Source organism: Actinophytocola xinjiangensis (genome assembly GCF_001921215.1).
In the GTDB taxonomy this organism is placed as follows: domain Bacteria; phylum Actinomycetota; class Actinomycetes; order Mycobacteriales; family Pseudonocardiaceae; genus Actinophytocola; species Actinophytocola xinjiangensis.
Map to the genome: position 1 here is coordinate 45,759 of NZ_MSIF01000014.1, position 18,287 is coordinate 64,045.

Below are 18,287 nucleotides of genomic sequence, written 5' to 3' on the forward strand. Positions count from 1 at the left end.
TCAGTCCAGGTGGGCCAGGACCTGGTGGTGCAGGCGCTGGAGGTGCAGGCCCCGACGGATGTCCGTCGGGTGCTCGGTGGCTCCGGCGCGCACCATCGCCACGAACTGGTCCAGCAGGGCGGCGTAGCGCACCGACGCGTCGCCGCTCGGGTCGAGGTAGCTGAGGCCGTGCTCGCCGAACACGCTGAAGTCGTTGATCGGCGGCTCGGCCGGCGTGTGCATGGTCATCGTCGCGGTGCTGGTGGCGCCGCTGTCGTGGCCGAACAGCACGTGCCAGGTCCGGCCCCGCTCGGCGAAGTGCGCGTGCAGCACGGTGGTGATCTCGCCGAGGGCCGCGTCGAGCAGGTCGAAGGTGTGCGGGCCGATGTCGGCCAGCGCACCGCCGGCATGCCGCCACGCCGACGTCTCGTACTTGCTGTCCAGCAGGGTCGCCGACAGCCAGCGCGCCGCGCCGCCGTGCCAGCCGCCGGTGCGGTGCGTGGCGGCCAGCCAGTCGGCGACCTCGGGGGCGTAGCGGAACGTCAGCATCATCAGCGTGGTGACGCCGGCGCGCTCGGCGGCGTCGACCAGCTGCCCGGCCTCCTCGACCGACGCGGCCAGCGGCTTCTCCAGGATCACGTGCTTGCCGGCCTCGACCGCCCGCAGCGCCAGCGGCGCCTGCACGGCCGGCGGCACGGCGAAGGTGACCGCGTCCACGGCGGCGAGCAGGTCGTCGAAGGAGGTCGTCGGGGTGGCGCCGTGCGGGGCGGCGATCGCCGCCGCGGCCTCCGGGCGGCGGGCCCACACGGAGACGAGGTCGGTGTCGGGGTGGGCGGCGACGCCGGGCCCGTGGACACGCTGCGCCCACGGGCCGGCGCCGACGAGTCCGATGCGCGGTCGGGTGTCGTTCATGGTCACATCCTGCCCGCCCCGGGCCGGTGGGCTGCGTAGGCTCTTGCTGTGCGTGAGGTGCCGAGGGAACTGGTCCTGCCGAGTGGTTTCGTCCCCCCGGAGGTGCCCGACCCGCCCGTGCCGGCCAAGGACGCCGCCACGGTGATGCTGGTGCGCGACACCGACGACGGCCTTGAGGTGTTCCTGATGCGCCGGGTGGCCGGTATGGCCTTCGCCGGCGGGATGACCGTGTTCCCCGGCGGCGGGGTCGACCGGCGCGACGCCGACACCTCGCTGGCCTGGCACGGGCCGCCGCCGGCGTGGTGGGCCTCCCGGTTCTCCTGCGACATCGGGCTGGCGCGCGCACTGGTGTGCGCGGCCGTGCGGGAGACGTTCGAGGAGTCCGGGGTGCTGCTGGCCGGACCGTCGGAGGACACCGTCGTGTCCGATGTGCGGCCCTACACCCAGGCGCGCGCCCAGCTGGTGAACCGGGAGCTGTCGATGGCCGGGTTCCTGGCCGAGGCGGGGCTGGTGCTGCGCGCGGACCTGCTGCGGCCGTGGTCGGACTGGGTGACCCCGGAGGCCGAGACCCGCCGCTTCGACGCCCGGTTCTTCCTGGCGGCGCTGCCGGCGGGGCAGCGGGCCGACGGCGAGACCAGCGAGGCGTCGGCCGTGCACTGGCAGCGGCCGGGCGAGGCGCTCGACGACTGGCAGGCCGGCCGGGTCGGGCTGCTGCCGCCGACCTGGGCCACGCTCGCCGAGCTGGAGGAGTGCCCGACGGTGGCCGAGGCGATGCGCCAGGACCGGACGATCACCAAGCTCATGCCCAAGGTCGTGCGCGACGAGGGAGGTCTGCGGGTGGTGCTGCCCGGCGACCCGGCCTACGACGGCGCCGCCGCCCACCTCGACCCCCGGGACCCGTCATGACCGGGCATCCCGCGTACGGCGTCGTGCGCCCGGTGACGCCGGTGGCTTCGGTGCTGCTGGAGGACAACCCGGGCTCGATGACCCTGGACGGCACGAACACCTGGCTGCTGCGCGCGCCCGGCGCGGACGCGTCGATCGTGGTGGACCCCGGCTATGAGGACGTCGAGCACCTGACGCGGGTCGCCGACGCCGGCCGGGTCGCGCTGATCGTGGTGACCCACGGCCACCCCGACCACGTGCAGGGCGCGCCGTGGCTGGCGGAGCGCACCGGTGCGCCCGTGCGCGCGTTCGACCCGGCCCTGTGTTCGGGCGCGGCGCCGCTGACCGACGGCGAGACCCTCGCCGAGGCCGGCCTGGAGGTCCGGGTCCTCCACACTCCCGGGCACACCGACGACTCGGTCTGCCTGGCCGTGACCGGCGAGCAGGGCGGCGCCGTGCTCACCGGCGACACGATCCTGGGCCGGGGGACCACGGTGATCTCCGCGCTCGGCCCCTACCTGGCGACGCTGCGGACCCTGGTCGCGCTGCCGGCCGGCACGGTCGCGCTGCCGGGGCACGGCCAGGAGCTGCCGGACGTCGCGGCGGTGGCCGCCGAGTACCTGGCGCACCGCGAGCAGCGGCTGGACCAGGTGCGGGCGGCGCTGGTCGAGCTGGGGCCGGACGCGACCGCGCGCCAGGTGGTCGAGCTGGTGTACGCCGACGTCGACCGGTCGCTGTGGGGGCCGGCGGAGTGGTCGGTGCGCGCGCAGCTGGACTACCTGCGCTCCTGAGGCTCAGTTCTTGGGCGGCAGCATGGGCATCACCACGTAGCGCAGGTTGGTGTCGGTCGGCTCGGTGGCGCTGAACTCGGTGGCGCGCATGCCGGGCTGGATGCGCAGCCGCACCCGGCCGCCGTGGAACGGGCGCAGCGCGTCGGTCAGGAAGCGGGACTGGTAGGCCTGCGGGGTGCGCCCGCCGGTGACGTCCGCCTTGACCGTCTCCTCGGCCTCACCGGCGCGCTGGTCGGCGCCGCGCAGCCGGACCTCGCCGTCGCCGACCTCCAGCAGCAGCACGCCGCGCGCGTCGGTGTAGAGGCCGACGCGGCGTACGGCGCCGGCCAGGGCGTCGGCGTCCAGCTCGACCTCGGTGTCCACGTCGGACACCGAGACCTTGGACTCGTGCAGGAAACTCCCGTCCAGCACCGACGTGGTCGCCGCCAGGTTCGTCCACACCAGACCGAAGCGGTCCTGGTCGGCGTGCAGCGCGACCGGCCCGCCGTGGTCGACCTGCTTGGCGATCTCGCCGAGCAGGGTGGCCGGGACCAGCGCGTCGACGGTCTGGCCGGCCGACTGCCAGGAGATCCTGGCGACGGCCATCTGGTAGCGGTCGGTGGCCAGCAGGACCAGGCGGTCGTCCTCGGAGCGGATCCGCACGCCGGTGAACATCGGCAGCGCGTCGTCGCGGGAGGCGGCGGTGGACACGGTGGCCAGCGCCGCGGCGAACACCGCGCCGTCGACCGTGCCGGCCAGCGGTGGCGGCGGCGCCACCCCGGGGTGCACGTCGGCGTCGAGCAGCGGCAGCGCGAACCGCGCGCCGGGGCCCCGGATGGCCAGCCGCGACCCCTCGACGACCAGCCTGACCTGCTCGAACTCCAACGCCCGTAACGTGTCGGCCAGCGGTTTGGCCGGCACCAGGACCCGTCCTTCGGTGTGCGTGACCGCCGGTCGCGCCACCCGCACGGCCCGCTCCCGGTCGTTGGCGGCCAGGGCCACGCCCTCGGCGGTGGCGGTGAGCAGCACGCCGGAGAGCACCGGGTCGATGAGCTTGCCGGGCACCAGGCGGACCAGCGCCGACGCGGCGGAGGCCAGGTCGGCGGTGGTGGCGGTCAGGTCGAGGTCCATGCCGGGCAACCTAGCGCGCCGGTCCGACAGTTCCGTCCGTCAGTTGGCGGCGGCGGTCTCCGGCTCGGGGTCCGGGTCGGGTTCGGCGTCCGGCCGGTTCTCGGCGTCGGGGTCGTTGACCGGCTCGGCGATGGTGTCGCGGCGCAGCCACACCAGCACGGCGATCAGCGTGCCGGCGGCGCTGGCGGCGAGGAACGCGGACGGGATGCCGACGTGTTCGACGAGGTATCCGCTGGTCGAGTGCCCGGCGGCGAGGCCGATGGTCACCGAGGTGACGACCCAGCCGAACGCCTCGGTGGCCAGGCCGCGCGGGGCGACGATCTCGATCGTCGTGGAGTGGGTGGTGGACTGGGGGGTGATCCAGACGCCGGCGACCAGCATCGCCAGCGCCAGCCAGAGCAGGTTCGTGGGGATCGCCATCGGCGCGACGAGCAGCGCGAACAGTCCGAGCAGCACCGGCAGCCGCAGGTGCATGGGCCTGGGCCACGGCCGCACCGCGTAGTACAGGCCGAAGGCGACCGAGCTGAGCGACCACAGCGCCAGCAGCACGCCGCCGAGCGGGGCGCGGCCGGCCTCGGTCGCCACGGCGGGCACCGCGACCTCGACGAACCCGACGGTGATGCCGAACCCGAGCGCGGCGAGCGCGACGGTGCGCATGCCGGGGTAGGCGAGCGCGCCGAGCAGCCGCCCGGCGCTCACCCGGACCGGCCGGACCCGGCGCACGGCGGGGGTCAGGGCGAACCCGACGCTGCCCACGACCATGCAGACGGCGCCGAGCACGACGCCGGTGCCCGCCCAGGGGGCGGCGACCAGCACGCCGGCCAGGGCGGGTCCGAGGATGAAGAACACCTCGAGGCTGATGGCCTCGTAGGCGTAGGCGGCGTGCCGGACGGGCCCGGCCGGCACGAGGTGGACCCACAGCGAGCGGGACGCGGCGCCGACCATCGGCTCGGTGAGCCCGACCAGGCCGCCGAGCAGGACGAGGACCACCGACGACTGCCCGGTCTCCACAGCGAGCACCGCGGCGGTGACTGCGATCACGAACAGCGACACCGTGACCAGCAGCGGAACGGTGGGCCCGCGCCGGTCCATGATCCGCCCCTGGACGACGGCGCCGAGCGCGACGCCGGTCAGCGACCCGGCCGACACGGCCCCGGCGACCGCGAACGAGCCGGTCTCCCGCTGCACGTAGAGCAGCAGGGACAGGCCGATCATGGCGATCGGCATCCTGGCGAGCAGCGAGGTGAGGACGGGCCAACCCGCGCCGGGCGTGGTGAGCGCGACGCGGTAGTCGGAGAAGCGGGCGGTGTGCGACACGAGCCCCAGTATGCAGGTCTTTGGTACGCGCGTACCAGTTATTTGCCGGAGCCGCTCGACCCGCCTGGTTCAGCCCGAAAGGTCACGATAAGATAACGGAAACCGGAAATCTGGTGTTTCCGAACAACGCGAGGGCACCCCAGGGAGTCCCCCACTGCGGGGGCCAACACAACTCCCTCCGGACGCATATGGGTCGGGGCCTGTTTGCCGGAGGGCGGGGAGCGTGAGCCGTCGGGGGATGGTTCACGCGAAGCGAAGAGCCGGTACGCCGCGTCGGGGGCGGCGGCCGGCTCTTCGTCTTGTTCGGTTCCGCTAGCGGGCGCGTCGAGCCAGCCGCTCCGGGTCCAGGATCAGCACGCTCTTGCCCTCCAGGCGCAGCCACCCACGGTGCGCGAAGTCGGCCAGCGCCTTGTTGACGGTCTCCCGGGAGGCGCCGACGTACTGGGCGATCTCCTCCTGGGTCAGGTCGTGCATGACCCGCAGCAGGCCAGCCTCCTGGCTGCCGAACCGCTGGGCGAACTGCAACAGGGCCTTCGCGACCCGGCCGGGCACATCGGTGAAGATCAGGTCGGCGAGCATGCCGTTGGTCCGGCGCAGCCGTCGTGCGACCACGCGCAGCAACTGCTCGGCGATCTCCGGCCTGGTGGCGATCCACTGGCGCAGCGCCGGCCGGTCCATCGTGCGGGCGACGACCTCGGTGACCGTGGTGGCGGTCGAGGTACGCGGCCCGGGGTCGAAGATCGACAGCTCCCCGAACATGTCCGCCGGGCCCATGATGCCCAGCAGGTTCTCCCGGCCGTCCGGAGACTTTCGGCCGAGCTTCACCTTGCCCGACTGGATGATGTACAGGCGGTCACCCGGCTCGCCCTCGGCGAAGATCACGTGCCCGCGCGGAAACTCGACCGTCTCCAGCGTCTGGGCAAGCGCCTCGGCGGCCGCCGGCTCGACGCCCTGGAAGATGCCGGCCCTGGCCAGGGTCTCGTCCACCTTCGTCCCTCCCAATCAGACACGGGCCGACGTGGGCCGGCCCTGACCGAGGGCAACGACGCCCCTGATCACTAAGGGGAGTGTAGGGCGTGTGCGGGGGTTCACCTCATGGGGCGTACTAGCGGTATGTCGGAACCGGTCCAGGTCAGGGGCCTGGCCTGGGGATCCGCACGGTCGGCTGGTTCATGACCTTCCGCGCGCGGGCCTTGTTCCGCCCCCGCCGCCGCAGCCGGAACATCTCCAGCGCCCGGCCGATGCCGTGACCGTAGAGCGCGCGCACCTCGTCCGGCCGCGCGTGCTCCAGCAACTCGCCGACCTCGTCCTCCTGGACCGCGACATGCCGCAGTCGGCTCTCCACACGTTCCATGAACAACGCGAAGAACATCACCACTATGGGTACCGCGAACACGAACCAGATGGCCATGAGTCGTAGATCCTCGCTCAGGTCGGCTTGGCGGGACTTTCCGGTAGACGTCCAGGGCACGGTCAGGGTTGTTCGGCGGCCCGTAGGCTAGCGGGGTGCCACCAGCCTCCCGACAACTACCCCGTGGGCAGAAGGCCGAAACCGCGCCGTCACCGAGCGTGTCGCTGGTCCGCCGGGCGCGCCGGATGACCCGCGTCCTCGCCGAGGCGTTCCCGGACGCGCACTGTGAGCTGGACTTCACCAACCCGCTCGAACTGACCGTCGCCACCATCCTGTCCGCGCAGAGCACCGACGTGCGGGTCAACCTGACCACGCCCGCGCTGTTCAAGCGCTACCAGAGCGCCGCCGACTACGCCGGCGCCGACCGCGCCGAGCTGGAGGAGCTGATCCGGCCCACCGGCTTCTTCCGCAACAAGGCGACCTCGCTGATCGGCCTGGGCGCCGCACTGGTCGAGCGGTTCAACGGCGAGGTCCCCGGCAAGCTCGAAGACCTGGTCACCCTGCCCGGCATCGGCCGCAAGACCGCCAACGTCGTGCTCGGCAACGCCTTCGGCGTCCCCGGCATCACCGTCGACACACACTTCGGGCGGCTGGTCCGCCGCTTCGGCTGGACCGACGAACAGGACCCGGTCAAGGTCGAACACGCCGTCGGCGCGCTGATCCCCCGCAAGGACTGGACGATGCTGTCCCACTGGGTGATCTTCCACGGCCGCCGGGTCTGCCACGCCCGCAAACCCGCCTGCGGCGCCTGCGTGCTCGCCAAGGACTGCCCCTCCTACGGCGAGGGCCCCACCGAGTTCGAAACCGCCGCCGCGCTGGTCAAGGGCCCCGAGGCGCCCGACCTGATCGACCTCGCCGAACGCGTCCGCAACGGCTACAAGCCAGGGCGGGGCCAGGCGTGACGAACGCGGCACGGTGGTCGCTCGCCGGGCTGGTCCTGGTGGTCGCCGCCGTGATCGCGATCTGGCCGAGAGGCGAGGACCCGCCGGCCGAACCGCCCGACACGCCCGACGTCGCCGCGGTTCGTGCCGAGGCGGCGCTGGAGCCCTGCCCGTCCGGTGACCGACCCGGCCCGGCGACGCTGGCCGGGGTCGAGGTCGGCTGCCTGGCCGACGGGTCCACCGTCGACCTCGCCCGGACCCTGGCGCGGGGCCCGGTACTGGTGAACGTGTGGGCCACCTGGTGCCAGCCGTGCCGCGAGGAGCTGCCGCTGCTGGCCGAGTACGCCGCCGAGAAGAACGCGATCCCGGTCGTCGGCGTCGCCGTGCAGAGCGGCGAGGGCGACGCGCTCGGCCTGCTCGACGAGCTCGGCGTCGCGCTGCCGACCGTGCTCGACCGCGACGGTGCCGCGTCCAGGGCACTGCGGCTGCCGCGCGGCCTGCCGGCCAGCTACCTGGTCCAGGCGGACGGCACCGTGGCGCTGGTGGACAACCCCCGGCTGTTCCGCACCCTGGAGGAGATCCGGCAGGCGGTCGGACAGGGATGAGCGCCGAACCCGGGCCGCTGGTCGATCCGGCCGAACTGCCGGACTGGCTCGCGGCCATGGCGAACTCGGCACGCGACCCCGAACTGCGCGACCGCATGCCCCCGCCCGAGCCAGGCGGGCGTGACGCCGCCGTCCTGATCCTGCTCGGCGACGACCTGGCCGCCGGCCCGGACGTGCTGCTGCAACTACGGGCCAACGGCGGCGGCGCGCACTCCGGCCAGGTCGCCTTCCCCGGCGGCTCCGCCGAACCCGACGACGACGGCCCGGTCGCCACCGCGCTGCGCGAGGCCGTCGAGGAGACCGGCGTCGACCCGTCCGGTGTGCGGCCGGTGGCGCTGCTGCCGACCCTGCACATTCCCGTCTCGCGGTTCCACGTGACCCCGGTGATCGCACACTGGGAGCGACCGAGCAGGGTGTGGGCGGTGGATCCGGCGGAGAGCGCCGCCGTCGCCAGGGTGCCGCTGGCCACGCTCGCGGACCCGGCCAACCGGTTTCGGCTGCGCCATCCGTCCGGATTCTCCGGACCGGCGTTCGCCCTGCCAGGCATGCTGGTCTGGGGATTCACCGCGGGAGTGCTGACGCACCTGCTGCGCATCGGCGGGTTCGACCGGCCATGGGACGGTACGGACATACGCGACTTTGACGCGGCCTGGGCTTCAGTTGGCTCTGTGGTCGGGGAGGTTGACGGGTGAACTGGGTCGACGCGGTCGTGATCGCGCTCGCGGTACTGGCGGCGATCTCGGGTGCGCGACAGGGCGTCATCACGGCGCTGCCCGCGTTCATCGGGGTGCTGCTCGGGGCGATCGGTGGGATCAAACTGGCGCCGCTGGTCGTCCAGTACATCGAATCGACACCGACCAGAGTGGCGTTCGCGGTCGCCGTGTTCGTGCTGCTCGTGGCGCTGGGCGAAACCCTCGGGGTGTGGCTCGGGCGCAGCATCCGCCAACGGATCCGCTCCCCGAAACTGACCGGCGTCGACAACGCCCTCGGCGCGATCGTGCAGGGCGCGGTGGTGTTCGTGGTCGCCTGGCTGATCGCGCTGCCGCTGGTCACCGTGGGTGGACTGCCCGGGCTCGCGTCGGCGATCCGCGGCTCGACCGTGCTCGGCGGGGTCAACAACGTGATGCCCTCCGCCGCCCAGAACCTGCCAGACGAACTGCGCAAACTGCTGGACGTGTCCGGCTTCCCGGCCGCCGTCGACCCGTTCGACCGGACCCCCAGCAAGGAGGTGGCGCCGCCGGACCCCGCGTTGCAGGGCAGCGCCGTCGTGCAGCGGGTGCGGCCCAGCGTGCTCAAGATCCACGCCAAGGCGCCGTCGTGCTCGCGGGCGCTGGAGGGGACCGGGTTCGTCATCTCACGCGAGCGGATGATGACCAACGCGCACGTGGTCGCCGGAACCAGCGAGGTCATCGTCGAGACCGACGACGGGGCCCTGGACGCGCGGGTGGTCCACTACGACCCCAACACCGACGTGGCGATCCTGGCGGTGCCCGGGTTGTCGGCCGCGGCGCTGCCGTTCGCGGGGGAACCGGCGCGGTCGGGACAGGACGGAATCGTGCTGGGATATCCGCTCGACGGGCCCTACACGGCGTCGCCGGCCCGGGTGCGGGACCGGATCGACCTCACCGGGCCGGACATCTACGACGCGAGCACGGTGAACCGCGAGGTGTTCACCCTGCGGGCACTGGTGCGAAGCGGGAACTCCGGAGGTCCGCTGGTGGACACCCAGGGCCGCGTGATCGGCGTGATCTTCGGCGCGGCGGTGGACGAGTCGGAAACAGGCTTCGCACTGACCGCCGACGAGGTCGAGGACGAACTACGCGCCGCCCCGGGCCTGTCCCGGGCCGTCGGCACCGGCTCCTGCGCCGCCTGACCTCTCACCGTCAGACCCTCTGGAGACCCTCTGGGGCGCGGGGATCCCCCCGTTTTCCAGTCTACCGAGTGGCACCGACAGTTCTGGGCGGTGAGCGAGGTGGCTGTGGACAACCGAGGAGACTCAGGCCCCGCGACTACGACCGGGCCAGGAAATCCGCCAGCAGTCGGTTGGTCGCCGTCGACGCTTCCTGATGGGGAAAATGCCCGACCTCGTCCAGCAGATGGGTTTCGGTTCGCCCGTGGGCCCAATTGGCCGACGCCCGAATCGTGGCCGGCAGGATGCACGGGTCCAGCGCCCCGGACACCTGCAACACCGGAACGGTGATCCGCCGCTGCATGGCTTCCCGGTACCGCCGCCCCTCGCCCCGCAGCTGGGAACGCACGGCCCACCGGTAGTACTCCAGCGCGCTGTGGGCCGCCCCGCGAACCAGCATGGCCGAACGAAGCCGTCGGGCGACGTCGTCGAATCCGGGTTGGACTGTCCATTCCGGACCGGACCAGGTGCGCAGGAGCGTCTCCACGGTGGCGGCGTCGTCGCGGGTGAGCCAGCGTTCGGGGGCCAGGGGGATCTGGGCGCGGAAGAGGTGGCCCAGCGCCCTGGCCTGGTTGGTGGCCTTGCGGCGCAGCATGGTCCGGCGGATCTCGCGGCTCAGGGCCAGGGGGTGTGGGGCCGAGAACGCGCTCACCGAGCGCACCAGGCGCGGGTGGAACGCGGCCACCGTCCAGGCCAGCAGACCGCCCCAGCCGTGGCCGACCAGGTGGGCCTTGGGCTCACCGAGGGCCTTGACCAGGCCGCCGACGTCACCGGCGAGGGTCCAGGCGTCGTAGCCGCGCGGGGGTTTGTCCGAGTCGCCGTAGCCGCGCAGGTCGACGGCCACGGCGCGGAAGCCGGCACCGGACAGCGCGGTCAGTTGGTGGCGCCAGGTCCACCAGAACTCGCCGAAACCGTGCAGCAGCAGGACCAGCGGGCCCTCACCGGTCTCCGTGACGTGCAGGCGGATGCCGTTCGCGTGGACGTCACGGTGTTGCCACGGGCCGTCGATGCGGACGGTCGACGGGTCGGGGCGGGTGTGCACGGCGGTGGCGCTCAGGGCACTGACCCCTCAGACACGGCGAACGGCGTCGCCGTCGGGGCGGGCGAGGGTGGCGCCGCCCTCGGTGGCGGGCTCGCTCTCGCCCCGGTGGCGCAGGACCGCGGCGTTCTCGCGCATGGTCTCGATGGTGCGTTTCGGCGCACGGATGGACTTGAGTTTGCGCACGCCCATGAGCACCGCGAGCCCCACCGCGCCCAGCATCGCGCCGAACACGATCAGGAACGCCGCCCAGCGGGGCAGCCACTCCGCCAGCAGCTCAGCGGCGAAGAAAAAGAAGAAGAACGAGCTGTACAGCAGGATGACCAGCGCGAGGATGAACCACACACTGCCCTTCAGGCCCTTCTTGATCTCCCCGGCGACCTCGGACTTCGCCAGCTCGACCTCGGCCCTGACCAGCGTCGACAGGTGCGCTGTCGCGTCCTTGACCAGGTTCCCGATCGACTGGTCACCCTCGCCGGCCGACTCGTCGGCCAGTGGGATGGACGGGACCCGCGGCAGGCCGTTGGTGTTCTCGCGCGCACTCGTCACGTGCGCCATCGTGCCATGCGCCGATCAATGAAGCCGCCCGGGCGGGGCAACTCGGCCGCGCCGGTCAGCTGGTGGAGATGCCGAACAGCACACCGACGACATAGGTCACCAGCATCGTCAACGCGCCGACCCCGACATTGCGGGCCACCGCCCGCCGCACCGGCGCGTTGCCCAGCCGGGCGCTGACCACGCCGGTCAGCACCAGCCCGGCGCCCACCGCGATCGCACACGCCCACACCCGCCACTGCACGGGCGGCAGGATGATCGCGGCCAGCGGCAGCAGCCCGCCGACGGTGAACGCCACCAGCGACGCGGCCGCCGCCCACCACGGGCTGGTCAGCTGGTCGGGGTCGATGCCGTGCTCGGCCTGTGCGTGCGCTTCCAGGGCGTCGTGGCGGGTCAGCTCGCGGGCCACGTCGGCGGCCAGGCCGGGGGACAGGCCCTTGTCCTCGTAGATCTCGGCGAGTTCCCGCTCCTCGGCCTCCGGCATGGTCTCCAGCTCGTACTGCTCGTAGCGCAGCGTGGCCTGTTCGGTGTCGCGCTGGGTGCTGACCGACACGTACTCGCCGCCGGCCATCGACAGCGCTCCGGCGACCAGGCTGGCCACTCCGGCGACGAGGATCGCGGTCCGTTCGGGGGTCGCGCCGGCGACGCCGACGACCAGGCCGGCGACCGAGATGATGCCGTCGTTGGCACCGAGCACCCCGGCGCGCAACCAGTTCAGCCGGGAGCTGAGGGTGGACTGGTGTCGCGCGCCGGGGTGCGTTTCGGTCATGCCCTGGATCTAACCGCTGATCACTCCTCCGAGCCGGCCTTGAGACCGGTGGAGATCAGGTCCATCACCGACGAGTCGGCCAGCGTGGTCACGTCACCGATCTCGCGGTTCTCCGCGACGTCGCGCAGCAGCCGCCGCATGATCTTGCCCGAGCGGGTCTTCGGCAGCTCCGGCACGACCATGATCTGTCGGGGCTTGGCGATCGGACCGATCTCCTTCGCGACGTGGTCACGCAGCGCCTTGATCGCGTCGGCGCCCTTCGCCTCGTCCTGCGCGACTCCGCCGCGCAGGATCACGAACGCCACGATGCCCTGGCCGGTGGTGGCGTCGGTGGCGCCGACGACCGCCGCCTCGGCGACCGTCGGGTGCGACACCAGCGCCGACTCGACCTCGGTGGTGGAGATCCGGTGCCCGGACACGTTCATCACGTCGTCCACCCGGCCCAGCAGCCAGATGTCACCGTCGGCGTCGTACTTGGCGCCGTCACCGGCGAAGTAGTAGCCCTGGTCGGCGAAGCGGGACCAGTACGTCTCGCGGTAGCGCTGCTCGTCGCCCCAGATGCCGCGCAGCATCGACGGCCACGGCTGGTCGAGGACCAGGTAGCCGCCGCTGCCCTTGGCGACCTCGTTGCCCTGGTCGTCGACGACCTTGGCGGAGATGCCGGGAAGCGGGGTCTGTGCCGAGCCGGGCTTGGCGGCGGTCACCCCGGGCAGCGGGGAGATCATGATCGCGCCGGTCTCGGTCTGCCACCAGGTGTCGACCACCGGGGTGCGGTTGGAGCCGATGTTCTCCCGGTACCAGATCCACGCCTCCGGGTTGATCGGCTCGCCGACCGACCCGAGCACGCGCAGCGAGGACAGGTCGAACTTCGCCGGGATGTCCTTGCCCCACTTCATGAACGTGCGGATCAGCGTCGGCGCCGTGTAGTAGATGGTGACGCCGTACTTGGCGATGATCTCCCAGTGCCGGCCCTCGTGCGGGGTGTTGGGCGTGCCCTCGTAGACGACCTGCGTGACGCCGTTGGCCAGCGGCCCGTACACGATGTAGCTGTGGCCGGTGACCCAGCCGATGTCGGCGGTGCACCAGTACACATCGGACTCCGGCTTGACGTCGAAGACCGTGCGGTGGGTGTAGGCGGTCTGGGTCAGGTAGCCGCCGGTGGTGTGCAGGATGCCCTTGGGCTTCCCGGTGGTGCCCGAGGTGTAGAGGATGAACAGCGGGTGTTCGGCGTCGAACGCGGCCGGGGTGTGGGTGTCGGGCTGGTCGTCGACCAGGTCGTGCCACCACAGGTCACGCCCGTCGGACCAGTCGACGTCGATGCCGGTGCGCCGGACCACCAGAACCTTCTCGATGGACGGTGTGCGCGCCACGGCCTCGTCGACGGCGGTCTTGAGCGGCGCCGGCTTGCCCCGCCGGTACTGGCCGTCGGCGGTGATCACCAGCTTGGCCTGTGCGTCGTCGATGCGTGAGCGCAGGGCCTCGGCGGAGAAGCCGCCGAACACGACGCTGTGGGTCAGGCCGAGGCGGGCGCAGGCGAGCATCGCGAAGATCGCTTCGGGCAGCATCGGCAGGTAGATGGCGACCCGGTCGCCGGCGACCAGGCCAAGGGAGGTCAGCGCGTTGGCGGTCCGGGAGACCTCGCGCTGGAGTTCGGCGTAGGTGATGGTGCGGCCGTCGCCCGGCTCCCCCTCCCAGTGGATCGCCACCCGGTCGCCGTTGCCGGCCTCGACGTGCCGGTCGACGCAGTTGTGGGCGACGTTGAGCGTGCCGCCGACGAACCACTTCGAGAACGGCGCGTTCGACCAGTCAAGCACCTGGTCCCAGGGGGTGTCCCAGTGCAGGTGACCGGCCTGTTCTGCCCAGAACGCCGCACGATCCTCGGCCGCCTGGTCGTACATCGCCGCGGTGGCGTTGGCCTGCGCGGCGAACTCGGCGGTCGGCGGGAACGTCCTACTCTCCGTGAGCAGGTTGTCCAGCGTCTGGCCCTGGCCGGACTGCTCGGTCATGATGCGGATCCTCCTCGACCCAGGGATGGGAGATCTTTCGCCCCCGACCGTAGTGCGCCACACGCTCCGGCAACAGGATCAAAGAGGTCCAGACCACGCAAAAGACGGTTCCCCACGCCTGCCTGTCACCCGGTAGTGTCGCGCTTCGTGACTGACCCGCTGGCGCCGCTGCTGGAACTGCCCGGCGTGCGCGACGCCGTGGCCGCCGCCCGCGAGGCGGTGGACCAGGTACACGGGCACCAGGCCAACCGCCGGGGCTGGCCGACCACCGCCGCCGAGGCGTCGGTGCGGGCCGCGCGGGCGTCCGCGGCACTGGACGGCGCGGAGGTCGAGATCCCGGAGTCCGGTGAGGTCAACGAGCCGGTTCTGGCCGGGGCGCTGCGGATCGCGGAGTCCATCGGCCCGATGCTGCCGACCTGGCAGCGCGCCCCCATGCAGGCCCTGGCGAAACTGCACGTCCTCGCGGCCACCGACCTGCTGGCTGACGACGCCCTCGGCCGCCCCCGCCCCGGCCGGGGCATGTCCAGGCGCCTGGACCTGCTGGCCGACCTGGTCGCCGGCGGCACGTCGGTGCCCGGCCCGGTGCTGGTGGCGGTCGTGCACGGTGAGTTGCTGGCGCTGTCGCCGTTCGACGCCGCCAACGGTGTGGTGGCGCGGGCGGCGGCGCGACTGACGATGATCGGCACCGGCCTGGACCCGAAGGGCCTGACGGTGCCCGAGGTCTTCTTCCTGCGCCGCTCGGACCGCTACACCGAGGCGGCGGCGGGTTTCCGCACCGGCACCGACACCGCGCTGGCCGAATGGCTGCTGCTGTGCTGCGAGGCGATCGAGGCGGGCGCCAGGGAGGCGACCAGCATCGCCGACGCGGCGCTGGCCGGTTGAGTCCCTCCAGCGGCCTTCCAGCGTTCTTCCGTTGTCCCGGCGCACCATGGGTGGTGCGAGTCCCCTTCCTCGCTGTGTGTGTTGATCGGGTGATCCACAGTGGCGGGCCGAGATTCCCCTAGCGTCTCGGCCCGCCTGTGCTGTTCCGGGGTGACATATCCCTCGCCGTTCGTCGTGGCGCGGTGACCCGGCGGGGTCGACCATGTGCTGATGACGTCCTCGCCTGATCTGCCGGAGGGCTACCTGCTGGACAACGCGCGCGCCGAGGCCGGCGAGCGGTTCGTGTGGCTGGCCGAACTGTTCGACGGCGTGACCCTCGGGCACGTCGACCGGCTGGGCATCGGTCCCGGCTCGCGCTGCTGGGAGGTGGGCGCCGGCGGCCCCGGCGTCCCCGAGGCGCTGGCGGCGACCGTCGGCCCGACCGGGTACGTGCTGGCCACCGACATCGACCATTCGTGGCTGCGGGAAGGCGACGGGTACGAGGTGCGGCGCCACGACGTCGCCGCCGACCCGCCCCCCGAGCCGGGGACCTTCGACCTGGTGCACGCCAGGCTCGTGCTGGTCCACCTGCCCGACCGGGCCAGGGCACTGGCCGCGATGGTGGCGGCGCTGCGCCCCGGCGGCTGGCTGCTGGTCGAGGACGCCGACACCGCGTTGCAGCCGCTGGCGTGCCTGGACGACAGCGGCCCCGCGCAGCGCCGGGCCAACCGCCTGCGCGACGCGGTCCGCGAGCTGATGACACGCCGCGGCGCGAACCTGCGCTTCGGCCGCACCCTGCCGGGGGCGTTGCGCGCGGCGGGCCTGGTCGACGTCGCCGCCTCAGGCTCGTTCCCTGTCGGCGGCCCGGCCTGCGACCACCTGGAGGCGGCGACCATCCGACACGTCCGCGACGAACTCCTCACCGCCGGCCTGACCGACACCACCGAGATCGACGCCCACCTGACCGCCATCAACGCCGGCGAACTCGACCTGACCCTCGCCCCGCTGATCTCGACCTGGGGCCGCCGCCCATCCGGTCACTGAGCACCGCGAGGCTCCGGCACCGGACCGACCAGCGCGGGTGGGTGGACCTGGTCGCCGCCCCGATCCGACCGGGGGAGACGGGCGGCACCCTGGAGACGATGTCGGTGCTGGTGCGTTCGCTGTCCGGGCGGCAGGCAGTTCCGTGCCGTTCGATCACCCTGTTGAGGGACGGCAGGAGCCTGCCGTCCCGGCCGATCGGCCGGTGCCACCCGAAAGGTGTCGGGTTCTGTTCCACGAGCTGTACCCGATGGTGGCGCTCACGCGAGGTCCGGCGTTGAGCCGGACCCCGCGAGCGTGACGTCAGACCGCGTCGGCGCCCAGGGCGTGCAGGGCGCGGCGTACGTGGCCGTCGGTGCTGTCCAGTGCGGTGGCCGCGGCCTCGGCGTCCACACCGGACAGCAGGTGGACCAGGGCGACCTTGAGGTCGCCGTGGGCCTTGTCCAGTGCCACGGCGCATTCGTGCTGGTCGTGGCCGGTGGCTTCGCGCAGGATGCGCAGGGTGCGGCCGCGTAGCTTGGCGTTGGTGGCCCGCATGCTGACCATCAGGTTCGAGTAGGTGCGGCCCAGTCGCACCATCACGGCGGTGGAGAACGCGGTCAGCACGATCTTCTGCGCGGTGCCGGCCTTCATCCGGGTCGAGCCGGCGACGACCTCGGGGCCGGTGTCGACCTCGATCAGCACGTCGATGTCCATCAGCCGGGTGGCGTGCGGGTTGCTGAACACCAGGCCGGTCCTGGCTCCCAGCGCGCCGGCGGAGCGCAGCGCGCCGAGCACGTACGGGGTCCGCCCGGACGCGGTGAGGCCGAGGACGAAGTCACCGGGTGCGGCGGCGGCCCGCAGGTGCGCGGCCCCCGCCTCCTCGTCGTCCTCGGCGTCCTCGACGGCGCTGCTGAACGCGGTCGCGCCACCGGCGTGGTGGACCATGAACCATTCGGCCGGGGCGTTGTAGGTCGGGGCGAGTTCGGCGGCGTCGAGGGTGGCCATGCGGCCGGACGTGCCGGCGCCGACGTAGTGCACCCGGTGCCCGGTGCGCAGTGCCTCGGCGGCGAAGTCGACCGCCCTGGCCAGTGCCGGCAGGGCGGCGGCGACCGCGTCGGGGACCAGGCGGTCCTCGGCGTTGATCGATCGCAGGATGTCCAGGGTGGACAGCTGGTCCAGGTCGGTCGTGCGTGGATTTCGCCGTTCGGTCGGCGAATCGACGTGCACGGCCTGCCGTGGCACGGTCATTTGCTGCCTCCCCCAAGGATGGTCACTTTCCGGTCTCCCGCGCCTTGCGGCGACCGTCGTGGCGGGTTTCCAACCGGTGGGAGCCCACCGCGCCCCTGGTGTCGTCCAGTGCCTTCATCGCGTTGTCGAGGTGGCGCTGGGCGACCCCGATGAACAGGCAGTCGACGACGGTGAGTTGCGCGATCCGGCTGGCCATCGCGCCGGAGCGGAACGTGGTTTCCCGCGCGGCGGTGGTCAGCACCAGGTCGGCGACCTCGCTGATCGGCGCTGTCGGGAAGTTGGTCAGGGCGACGGTGATCGCACCGGCCTTGCGGGCCTCGCGCAGCGCCTCGACGGTGTCGGCGGTGGCGCCGGTGTGCGAGATGGCGAAGGCGACGTCGCCCTTGTCGAGCACGGCGGCCGAGGTCAGCATGATGTGCGTGTCGCTCCACGCGAAGCTGATCCGGCCGATCCGGTGCAGCTTCTGTTGGAGGTCGGCGGCGACGAACGCGCTGGCCCCGACGCCGTAGACGTCGACGCGGGAGGCCGAGGCGATGGCCTCGACGACCTTCTCCAGCACGGTGACGTCGAGTTGGGCGGCGGTCTCCTCGACCGCTCGGGCGTCGGCGAAGGTCACCTTGCCGACGACGGTCGCCAGATCGTCGTCGGTGGAGATCTCGCCGCCGAGGTCGCGTTCGGCGCGGGCCTCGGACCGGGCGGTGTCGGCGGCCAGAGCGATCCGCAGCTCCGGATACCCACCGACCCCGATGGCCTTGCAGAACCGGGTGACGGTGGTCTCGCTGGTGCCGGCGGCCTCGGCGACCTCGGTGATGCTCCGGCGCGCCACGGTCGACGGGCTGTCCAGAACGACCTTGGCCACGCGTTGCTCCGCGCGGGCCAGACCGGGCAGCAGTGACCGGATTCGGACCAGAGGACTTGACTCAGTGTGTTGTGTGGTCATGACACTCGCGCTCACGTGGGAAACTTACTAACAGGCATGTGGGTCA

19 protein-coding genes are annotated in these 18,287 nt (G+C 72.4%); 8 read left to right on the plus strand and 11 right to left on the minus strand.

What is annotated here, in order from left to right; all coding sequences use genetic code 11:
• A complete protein-coding gene (locus tag BLA60_RS25665) occupies positions 1-891 on the minus strand; it encodes a Gfo/Idh/MocA family protein (RefSeq protein ID WP_075135566.1) in 891 nt (296 codons plus the stop codon).
• A 57-nt stretch (positions 892-948) separates the two neighbouring features.
• Between BLA60_RS25665 and BLA60_RS25670 the strand changes: the two genes are divergently transcribed.
• Together BLA60_RS25670 and BLA60_RS25675 are read left to right on the plus strand one after the other, a co-directional pair.
• On the plus strand, positions 949-1,797 hold the full coding sequence (locus BLA60_RS25670; protein WP_425427093.1) for an NUDIX hydrolase: 849 nt from the start codon (positions 949-951) through the stop codon (positions 1,795-1,797).
• Positions 1,794-2,567 carry an MBL fold metallo-hydrolase gene (locus BLA60_RS25675; RefSeq protein ID WP_075135568.1) on the plus strand — a complete coding sequence of 258 codons (774 nt, stop codon included), beginning with the start codon at positions 1,794-1,796 and terminating at the stop codon, positions 2,565-2,567. Before BLA60_RS25670 ends, BLA60_RS25675 begins: the two co-directional genes overlap by 4 nt.
• A gap of 3 nt (positions 2,568-2,570) precedes the next feature.
• Here BLA60_RS25675 and dnaN read toward each other — a convergent pair whose 3' ends face one another.
• The 4 genes from dnaN to BLA60_RS25695 form a co-directional block, all read right to left on the minus strand.
• Positions 2,571-3,677 (minus strand): DNA polymerase III subunit beta, encoded by a 1,107-nt coding sequence (dnaN, locus tag BLA60_RS25680; RefSeq protein ID WP_075135569.1) that lies wholly within the window; start codon positions 3,675-3,677, stop codon positions 2,571-2,573.
• Between the two features lie 39 nt (positions 3,678-3,716).
• Positions 3,717-4,994 carry an MFS transporter gene (locus BLA60_RS25685; RefSeq protein ID WP_075135570.1) on the minus strand — a complete coding sequence of 426 codons (1,278 nt, stop codon included), beginning with the start codon at positions 4,992-4,994 and terminating at the stop codon, positions 3,717-3,719.
• Between the two features lie 312 nt (positions 4,995-5,306).
• The gene (locus tag BLA60_RS25690; protein ID WP_075127188.1) at positions 5,307-5,981 is read right to left on the minus strand and encodes a Crp/Fnr family transcriptional regulator; all 675 of its coding nucleotides are present in this window, start codon (positions 5,979-5,981) and stop codon (positions 5,307-5,309) included.
• A 145-nt stretch (positions 5,982-6,126) separates the two neighbouring features.
• Positions 6,127-6,405: a hypothetical protein gene (locus BLA60_RS25695; protein ID WP_075135571.1), complete on the minus strand. Its 279-nt coding sequence runs from the start codon at positions 6,403-6,405 to the stop codon at positions 6,127-6,129.
• A 185-nt stretch (positions 6,406-6,590) separates the two neighbouring features.
• On the opposite strand from BLA60_RS25695, the gene nth reads away from it, so the two are divergent.
• The 4 genes from nth to BLA60_RS25715 are packed head-to-tail and all read left to right on the plus strand — an operon-like array spanning position 6,591 to position 9,764.
• On the plus strand, positions 6,591-7,307 hold the full coding sequence (gene nth / locus BLA60_RS25700) for an endonuclease III (RefSeq protein ID WP_084735278.1): 717 nt from the start codon (positions 6,591-6,593) through the stop codon (positions 7,305-7,307).
• Positions 7,304-7,891 (plus strand): TlpA family protein disulfide reductase, encoded by a 588-nt coding sequence (locus BLA60_RS25705; protein WP_075135573.1) that lies wholly within the window; start codon positions 7,304-7,306, stop codon positions 7,889-7,891. The genes nth and BLA60_RS25705 overlap by 4 nt, the downstream gene beginning before the upstream one ends.
• A complete protein-coding gene (locus tag BLA60_RS25710) occupies positions 7,888-8,583 on the plus strand; it encodes an NUDIX hydrolase (protein WP_075135574.1) in 696 nt (231 codons plus the stop codon). Before BLA60_RS25705 ends, BLA60_RS25710 begins: the two co-directional genes overlap by 4 nt.
• Entirely contained in the window at positions 8,580-9,764 is a 1,185-nt protein-coding gene (locus tag BLA60_RS25715) for a MarP family serine protease (RefSeq protein ID WP_075135575.1), read from the plus strand. Before BLA60_RS25710 ends, BLA60_RS25715 begins: the two co-directional genes overlap by 4 nt.
• A gap of 136 nt (positions 9,765-9,900) precedes the next feature.
• Here BLA60_RS25715 and BLA60_RS25720 read toward each other — a convergent pair whose 3' ends face one another.
• The 4 genes from BLA60_RS25720 to acs are packed head-to-tail and all read right to left on the minus strand — an operon-like array spanning position 9,901 to position 14,169.
• Entirely contained in the window at positions 9,901-10,842 is a 942-nt protein-coding gene (locus BLA60_RS25720) for an alpha/beta fold hydrolase (RefSeq protein WP_075135576.1), read from the minus strand.
• Positions 10,843-10,869: 27 nt separating this feature from the next.
• Complete coding sequence (locus tag BLA60_RS25725; protein WP_075135577.1) at positions 10,870-11,397, minus strand: phage holin family protein; 528 nt, start codon at positions 11,395-11,397, stop codon at positions 10,870-10,872.
• A 55-nt stretch (positions 11,398-11,452) separates the two neighbouring features.
• Positions 11,453-12,163, minus strand: coding sequence for a VIT1/CCC1 transporter family protein (locus BLA60_RS25730; RefSeq protein ID WP_075135578.1), 711 nt, complete (start codon positions 12,161-12,163; stop codon positions 11,453-11,455).
• Positions 12,164-12,183: 20 nt separating this feature from the next.
• Complete coding sequence (gene acs / locus BLA60_RS25735) at positions 12,184-14,169, minus strand: acetate--CoA ligase (RefSeq protein WP_075135579.1); 1,986 nt, start codon at positions 14,167-14,169, stop codon at positions 12,184-12,186.
• A gap of 147 nt (positions 14,170-14,316) precedes the next feature.
• On the opposite strand from acs, the gene BLA60_RS25740 reads away from it, so the two are divergent.
• Together BLA60_RS25740 and BLA60_RS25745 are read left to right on the plus strand one after the other, a co-directional pair.
• Positions 14,317-15,051: a Fic family protein gene (locus BLA60_RS25740; protein WP_075135689.1), complete on the plus strand. Its 735-nt coding sequence runs from the start codon at positions 14,317-14,319 to the stop codon at positions 15,049-15,051.
• Positions 15,052-15,261: 210 nt separating this feature from the next.
• Positions 15,262-16,074, plus strand: coding sequence for a methyltransferase domain-containing protein (locus BLA60_RS25745; protein ID WP_075135690.1), 813 nt, complete (start codon positions 15,262-15,264; stop codon positions 16,072-16,074).
• A 300-nt stretch (positions 16,075-16,374) separates the two neighbouring features.
• Here the strand turns inward: BLA60_RS25745 and BLA60_RS25750 are convergent, their stop codons facing one another.
• Together BLA60_RS25750 and BLA60_RS25755 are read right to left on the minus strand one after the other, a co-directional pair.
• Complete coding sequence (locus BLA60_RS25750; protein ID WP_075135580.1) at positions 16,375-17,301, minus strand: N-acetylmuramic acid 6-phosphate etherase; 927 nt, start codon at positions 17,299-17,301, stop codon at positions 16,375-16,377.
• A gap of 22 nt (positions 17,302-17,323) precedes the next feature.
• Positions 17,324-18,241 carry a MurR/RpiR family transcriptional regulator gene (locus tag BLA60_RS25755; RefSeq protein WP_075135581.1) on the minus strand — a complete coding sequence of 306 codons (918 nt, stop codon included), beginning with the start codon at positions 18,239-18,241 and terminating at the stop codon, positions 17,324-17,326.
• Positions 18,242-18,287: the final 46 nt, after the last annotated feature.